The organism is Sinomonas sp. G460-2 (assembly GCF_047759905.1).
Lineage (GTDB): Bacteria > Actinomycetota > Actinomycetes > Actinomycetales > Micrococcaceae > Sinomonas.
In genome coordinates this window covers 1-6,814 of the sequence record NZ_JBKZWT010000197.1, presented here as the reverse complement: position 1 = coordinate 6,814, position 6,814 = coordinate 1, and the positions used below count along the sequence as shown (strand labels likewise).

Sequence of the window (6,814 nt, the reverse complement as noted above, 5' to 3'; positions counted from 1 at the left end):
AGGCCGACACGCCGGGGCAGATGGCCGGGTTGGTTCTCTAGCTGGGCATGAAGGGACGGCCCTCACTGCACCGTGGCCGTGAGGCGCGCGACGTTGTCCACGTAGCGGCTCAGGATCGAGCGGCTCCGCCACGCGTCGAGGTCGAGGGGCAGGCTCACGGCCCGGTAGAGATCCTCGACCTCGCGCATCTGAGCCACGATCCCCGCGCCGGGCAGCATGAGCGAGACCTCCATATTGAGCGAGAACGAGCGCATGTCCATGTTCGAGGAGCCCAGGACAGCCACGTCGTCGTCGACCGTGAAGTGCTTCGCGTGGAGCACGAACGGCTTGGGGTACCGGTAGATCTTGACGCCCGCGGCGAGCAGCACCTCGTAGTACGACTGCTGCGCGTGGTGTACCAGGAACTGGTCGCCCTGTTCGGACACGAACAGCTCGACGTCCACGCCGCGCTGGGCCGCGGTCGTGACGGCGTAGAGCAGCGAATCGTCCGGGACGAAGTAGGGGCTGCAGATCGAGAGCCGGTGCTGGGCGGAATAGATGAGCGTGTTGAAGAGGCGCAGGTTGTTCTCGTTGGCGAACGCGGGCCCGCTCGGCACCACCTGTGCGGGCTCGTCACCCGCGGGGGCTGGCGGCTCCATCTGCTCGGAGAGCAGCTGGCCGGTCTCGCCGAGCCAGTCCGTCGCGAAGACGACGTTGAGAGTGGTCACGGCCGGCCCTTCGACGCGTGCCATGAGCTCGACCCATTTGCGCCCCGCGCGGCGATGGCGCGGGTTCCGGTACGAACGCTCGATGAGGTTGAGCGAGCCCGTGAACGCGACTTCGCCGTCGACCACGAGGATCTTGCGGTGGTTCCGGAGGTCCGGCCGGCGCCACTGGCCGAGGAGCGGCAGGAGCGGGAGCATGCGCCGCCACATGATCTTCGACGCGCGGAGCCGCCGGAGCAGGCCACGGTAGCCGCGGATTCGGGCGGTGCCGATGTGGTCGTACAGGAGGCGGACCTCGACGCCGCGCGCCGCGGCGTCCTCGAGGGCCGTGAAGAGCTCGTCCGTCACCTCGTCCGAACTCATGATGTAGAACTCGGCGTTGACGAACCGCTTCGCCCCGCGGACGGCCTCGGCCATGTCCGCGAGCGAGTTCTCGTAGTCGGGAATGAGGCGCACGGCGTTGCCGTCGACCATGGGCAGCGAGCCGAGCCGGCGATTGAGCTCCGCCGCCGAATGAAGCCATTCGGCACCCGCGAGAGCAGGGCCGGCGTCGTCGGTCTCGGCGACGAGCGCGCGAACCCGCACGTCGATGTCCTGCTGCTGCTCGCGCCGCTTCCGGGACAGCCGGAAGTTGCCGAACATGAGGAACAGGAGCAGCCCGACGGTCGGGACGAAGAAGATTGCGAGGAGCCAGGCCATGGCGGTCGTCGGGCGGCGGTTGCCGGGGATGATGCCCACCACCGCGACGCGGATCACGAGGTCGACGACCGCCAGTAGCAACGTCATCCAGTTGGGCAGTACCCATACGAGAGGCAGCTGGAAGACCATGGCCACAGCCTAAGCTGTCCCCATGACCCACCACGTGCTTGTATTCCTCGACCCTGCCGAGCCCGACGGACGCATCGAGGATGCCAGCAGGCCCACGCTCTTTGCGACGGATCTTGGCGTCTCCCGCGGCGACGGCGTGTTCGAGACGCTTCTGGTGCTCGACGGGCACGTCCGCAAGCTCCCCGCGCACCTCTCGCGGCTCGCCTCGAGCGCGCGCATGCTGCACCTCGACCTGCCTGGGCACGAGGCGTGGGAGCGGGCGATCGTGACGGCGCTCGCGGAGTACCAGCGCACGGTGGGCGTGCTGGACGAGGTCGTGGTGCGGCTCGTCGCGACGCGCGGAGTCGAGGGCACGCACACGCCGACGTGCTGGGTCACGGCGTTCGCGCCGGCGCCGTCGGCGAAGCGGCAGCGCGAGCACGGGATCGACGTGCTCCTCCTGGACCGCGGCTACGACTCCGACGTCGCCGAGCGCGCGCCGTGGCTCCTCCTCGGTGCGAAGACGCTCAGCTACGCCGTCAACATGGCCGCGCTGCGCTACGCCCACGATCGCGGCGCCGACGACGTCATCTTCACCTCCTCCGACGGCAAGGTCCTCGAGGGCCCCACCTCGACCGTTCTGGTCGCCCATGCGGAAACGGACGACGGCGGGCGGGTCACCGCGAAGCGTCTGGTCACCCCGCAGCTCGACTCCGGGATCCTGCCCGGCACGTCGCAGGGCGCGCTGTTCGGCGCGGCCAAGGATGCCGGCTGGGAGCTCGGCTACGGCCCGCTCGAGCCGGACGACCTCTTCCACGCCGACGCCGTGTGGCTCATCTCCTCCGTGCGGCTGCTCACGCCCGTGAACCACATCGATGGGAAGCCGATCGGCGCCGAGCCCGAGCTCGTCAAGGCGCTCACGGAGGAGCTCGCGGGGCTCTTCGACCGCATCGCCTAGCCCCCTCCCGTTGCGCCGTCAGCTTCGCGGGGTGCGCACCCTGCGTAAGTGACGGCGCAAGGGTCGCACCCTGCATAGGTGGCGGTGCAAGGCTCGCCGAGCTCTGGAAATTAGTTGGAAGTCCGAGTATCTTCGATGCTAGATCCCGAAGAGACGTGGATCACAACCAGGGCCGCAAAGGAGCGCTCCGCCATGGTGTACGAACTTTCCCACTACGTGGGCGGGCAGAGGGTCGAGGGGACATCCGGCCGCTTCGGCGACATCTACGATCCCTGCGCTGGCGAGGTCCAGGGTCGAGTCCCGTTCGCGAGCGTGGACGAGGTCAGCGGCGCGATCGCGGCCGCCGAGAAGGGCCAAGCCGAATGGGCAGCCCTCAACCCCCAACGCCGCGCGAGGATCCTGCTCAAGTTTGTCGACCTCGTCAACGAGCACCTCGACGAGATCGCCGCGCTGCTCTCGCGGGAGCATGGCAAGACGCTCGCCGACGCGCGGAGCGACGTGCAGCGCGGCATCGAGGTCATCGAGTTCTCGGCGGGGGCGCCCCACCTTCTCAAGGGCGAATTCTCCACCGGCGTGGGCCAGGGCATCGACGTCCACTCGCTGCGCCAGCCGCTTGGCGTCGTCGCCGGCATCTCGCCGTTCAACTTCCCTGCCATGATCCCGCTGTGGCAATGCGGTCCGGCGCTCGCGGCGGGCAACGCGTTCATCCTCAAGCCGTCCGAACGCGATCCCTCGGTGCCGCTTCGCCTCGCCGAGCTGTTCACCGAGGCGGGCATGCCCGACGGCGTGTTCAGCGTGGTCAACGGCGACAAGGTGGCCGTGGACGCGCTCCTGACGGATCCGCGGGTCAAGGCGATCGGTTTCGTCGGCTCGACCCCGATCGCGCAGTACATCTACGCAACCGCCGCGGCGCATGGCAAGCGCGCGCAGTGCTTCGGCGGGGCGAAGAACCACATGGTGATCATGCCGGACGCCGATCTGGACATGGCCGCGGATGCACTCATCGGGGCCGCGTATGGCTCGGCCGGCGAGCGCTGCATGGCCATCTCCGTCGCCGTCCCCGTCGGCGAGGAGACGGGAGACCGCCTCGTCGCCGCCCTCGAGCACCGCATCAAGGGCCTCACGGTCGGCGCAAGCCTCGACAAGGGCTCCGATTTCGGGCCGGTCGTCTCGGCGGCGGCGAAGGAGCGGATCGAGGGCTACATCACGGCCGGCGTCGAGGAGGGCGCCTCGCTCGTCACGGACGGGCGCGGCGCGAAGGTCGAGGGCTACGAGGCCGGCTTCTGGGTGGGTCCCACCCTGTTCGACCGCGTGACCCCGGAGATGAGCATCTACCGCGACGAGATCTTCGGTCCCGTGCTGAGCGTGGTCCGCGCCGAGGACTACGAGGAGGCGCTGCGGCTGTGCAGCGAGAATCCTTACGGCAACGGCGTGGCGATCTTCACGCGCGACGGCGATTCGGCGCGCGACTTCGCGAGCCGCGTCGAGGTCGGCATGGTGGGCATCAACGTGCCGATCCCCGTGCCGATCGCCTACTACACGTTCGGCGGCTGGAAGGCCTCCGGCTTCGGCGACCTCAACCAGCACGGCCCCGACGCGTTCCGCTTCTACACCAAGACCAAGACGGTCACGAGCCGCTGGCCTTCGGGGATCCGCCAGGGCGCGCACTTCATCATGCCGGAAGGGAGCTAGTCGCATGACGGATCAGGAGGTCTCGACCGGTCGGATCGCGTTCCTCGGCCTTGGGCACATGGGCGGGCCGATGGCTGCGAACCTCGTCAAGGCGGGCCACGAGGTGGTCGGCTACGACCCGTTCCCGGCCGCCGCGGACGCCGCGCGCGAGCACGGCGTCAAGGTCGCGGGCTCGGCCGAGGAGGCCGCGGAGGGCGCCGCCGTCATCCTCACGATGCTGCAGGCCGGCCAGCAGGTCCTCGACCTGTACCGCGGGAAGGACGGCCAGCCCGGCCTCCTCGCGGGTGCGGCCCCTGGCACGCTGTTCCTCGATTGCTCGACGATCAACGTGAGCGAGGCCCGCGAGGCCGCCGCCGCGGCGACGGGAGCAGGCCACCGCTTCGTCGACGCCCCGGTCTCGGGCGGCGTCGTCGGGGCGGAGGCCGCGACGCTCACGTTCATGGTCGGCGGCGACGACGCGGACTTCGCGGCCATCCACCCCGTGCTGGAACTCATGGGGAAGCGGATCGTGCACTGCGGCGGCCACGGGGCCGGCCAGGCCGCCAAGGTCTGCAACAACATGATCCTCGGGGTCTCGATGATCGCCGTGAGCGAGGCCTTCGTGCTCGGCGAGCACCTGGGCCTCAAGGACGAGGTGCTCTTCGACGTCGCGGCCCACGCGTCCGGCCAGTGCTGGGCCCTCACCACGAACTGCCCCGTGCCCGGCCCCGTGCCCGCGAGCCCGGCAAACCGCGACTACCAGCCCGGCTTCTCCGGCGCGCTCATGGCGAAGGACCTCAGGCTCGCGCTGCAGGCGGTCGAGAGTACGGGCGTGGCCGCGCAGATGGGCCCGCTCGCGTCGAAGATCTACGACGAATTCGCGGCCGGCGGCGGCGCTGTCCGCGACTTCTCGGGAATCATCACCGACATCCGCGACCGCTCGGGCGGAAAGTAGGCCGGACTACGGGTCGACGAAGTCCCCCGCCCTCCGGCGGAAGCCGCCGAGCACGCTGATGAGCTGCTCGACGTCATCGTCCGTGAAGCCCGAGCGGGCGAAGACCTCGGTGTTGAGCGCCGCCGTCGCCCGTTCGACAAGCCCGCGCCCCTCCCGGGTGAGCCCGATGAGCGTGGTGCGCCCGTCCGTGGGGTGCGGCGAGCGCGCCACGAGCCCGGCCTGCTCGAGGCGGTCGACGGCGTTCGTCACCGACGTCGGGTGGACCTGCAGGAGGGCGCTGGCCCGGCTCATGGGCAGCGAGCCGCCGCGCGCGAAGCTCAGGAGCGCGAGCAGCTCGTAGCGCGCGAACGTGAGCCCGAACGGCTTGAGCACGTCCTCGATCCGGGCCAGCAGGATCTGCTGCGTCCGCATGATCGCCGTGATCGCGGCCATCGGCGCGGCGACGTTCCCCCACCCGTGCCGCTCCCAGTTGCGCCGGGCGTCGGCGATGGGGTCGCGCGGAAGAGGGGTGGCCACGGCTAGTCCTTGAGGCCGGGGAAATCGGCCTCGGAGTACTCGACACCCGCGCCCTGCGGCACGCCTGCGCCCGAGCGACGCGCCTCCTCGCCGTGCCGCAGCTCGACGCGCCGGATCTTGCCGGAGATGGTCTTGGGCAGCTCGCTGAACTCGAGGCGCCGGATCCGTTTGAACGGCGCGAGGTGGGCGCGCGCGTACGCCAGGATCTCCTCGGCGAGTGCGGGGCTGGGCTCGTAGCCCGCGGCGAGCACCACGAACGCCTTCGGCACCGAGAGCTTGACGGGATCGGGCGAGGGCACCACCGCGGCCTCCGCGACGGCCGGATGCTCGATGAGCACGCTCTCGAGCTCGAACGGCGAGAGCCGGTAGTCGGACGACTTGAACACGTCGTCGCCCCGACCCACGTACGTGATGACCCCGCCGGTTCCGCGGCTCGCCATGTCGCCCGTGTGGTAGTAGCCGCCGCGGAACGCCTCGGCCGTGCGCTCGGGGTCGCCGTGATACCCGGCCATGAGCCCCACGGGGCGCGGATCGAGGCGGAGGCACAGCTCGCCCTCGTCCCCCTCCTCGCCTGTCGCGGGGTCCACGAGGACGACGTCGTAGCCTGGCAGCGGGCGCCCCATCGCACCGGCGGTGACGGGCAGGCCGGGCGTGTTCGCGACCTGCACGGTGGTCTCGGTCTGCCCGAATCCGTCGCGGATCGTGACGCCCCACGCGCGCTGCACCTGGCCGATGACCTCGGCGTTGAGCGGCTCGCCCGCCGACACGGCCTTGCGCGGCGGCGCGGCGAGCCGCGTGAGGTCGGACTGGATGAGCATGCGCCACACGGTGGGCGGTGCGCAGAAGCTCGTGACGCCCTCGCGGCCCATGTTGTCCATGAGCGCGGCCGCGTCGAAGCGCTCGTAGTTGTAGATGAACACGGTCGCCTCGGCGATCCACGGCGCGAAGACGTTCGACCACGCGTGCTTCGCCCACCCCGGCGAGGCGACGTTGAGGTGCACGTCCCCCGGCTCGAGGCCGATCCAGTACATCGTCGACAGGTGGCCCACGGGGTACGAGACGTGGGTGTGCTCGACGAGCTTGGGCTTCGACGTCGTGCCGGACGTGAAGTACAGCAGGAGCGTGTCGTCGGCGCGCGTCGGGGCGTCGGGCGCGAAGTCTGCGCTCGCTTGGCGGGACTCGGCATAGTCGAGCACAGCGCGG

6 protein-coding genes are annotated in these 6,814 nt (G+C 70.2%); 3 read left to right on the top strand and 3 right to left on the bottom strand.

What is annotated here, in order from left to right; all coding sequences use genetic code 11:
- Window positions 1–62: 62 nt before the first annotated feature.
- A complete protein-coding gene (gene cls, locus ACLN58_RS15595) occupies window positions 63–1,532 on the bottom strand; it encodes a cardiolipin synthase (protein WP_415856172.1) in 1,470 nt (489 codons plus the stop codon).
- Window positions 1,533–1,554: 22 nt separating this feature from the next.
- Between cls and ACLN58_RS15590 the strand changes: the two genes are divergently transcribed.
- The 3 genes from ACLN58_RS15590 (at window position 1,555) to mmsB (ending at window position 5,095) form a co-directional block, all read left to right on the top strand.
- A complete protein-coding gene (locus tag ACLN58_RS15590; protein WP_415856171.1) occupies window positions 1,555–2,469 on the top strand; it encodes an aminodeoxychorismate lyase in 915 nt (304 codons plus the stop codon).
- A gap of 192 nt (window positions 2,470–2,661) precedes the next feature.
- Window positions 2,662–4,161 carry a CoA-acylating methylmalonate-semialdehyde dehydrogenase gene (locus tag ACLN58_RS15585; RefSeq protein WP_415856170.1) on the top strand — a complete coding sequence of 500 codons (1,500 nt, stop codon included), beginning with the start codon at window positions 2,662–2,664 and terminating at the stop codon, window positions 4,159–4,161.
- Window positions 4,162–4,165: 4 nt separating this feature from the next.
- Window positions 4,166–5,095, top strand: coding sequence for a 3-hydroxyisobutyrate dehydrogenase (mmsB, locus tag ACLN58_RS15580; RefSeq protein WP_415856169.1), 930 nt, complete (start codon window positions 4,166–4,168; stop codon window positions 5,093–5,095).
- 6 nt (window positions 5,096–5,101) lie between these two features.
- Here mmsB and ACLN58_RS15575 read toward each other — a convergent pair whose 3' ends face one another.
- Window positions 5,102–5,611 carry a MarR family winged helix-turn-helix transcriptional regulator gene (locus ACLN58_RS15575; protein ID WP_415856168.1) on the bottom strand — a complete coding sequence of 170 codons (510 nt, stop codon included), beginning with the start codon at window positions 5,609–5,611 and terminating at the stop codon, window positions 5,102–5,104.
- 2 nt (window positions 5,612–5,613) lie between these two features.
- The coding region (locus ACLN58_RS15570; RefSeq protein WP_415856167.1) for an AMP-binding protein at window positions 5,614–6,814 on the bottom strand (1,201 nt) is incomplete at its 5' end.

Bases quoted from the DNA above. Each gene is read 5' to 3' on its own strand.
- cls (WP_415856172.1), bottom strand. From the start codon at position 1,532: ATGGTCTTCCAGCTGCCTCTCGTATGGGTACTGCCCAACTGGATGACG.
- ACLN58_RS15590 (WP_415856171.1), top strand. From the start codon at position 1,555: ATGACCCACCACGTGCTTGTATTCCTCGACCCTGCCGAGCCCGACGGA.
- ACLN58_RS15585 (WP_415856170.1), top strand. From the start codon at position 2,662: ATGGTGTACGAACTTTCCCACTACGTGGGCGGGCAGAGGGTCGAGGGG.
- mmsB (WP_415856169.1), top strand. From the start codon at position 4,166: ATGACGGATCAGGAGGTCTCGACCGGTCGGATCGCGTTCCTCGGCCTT.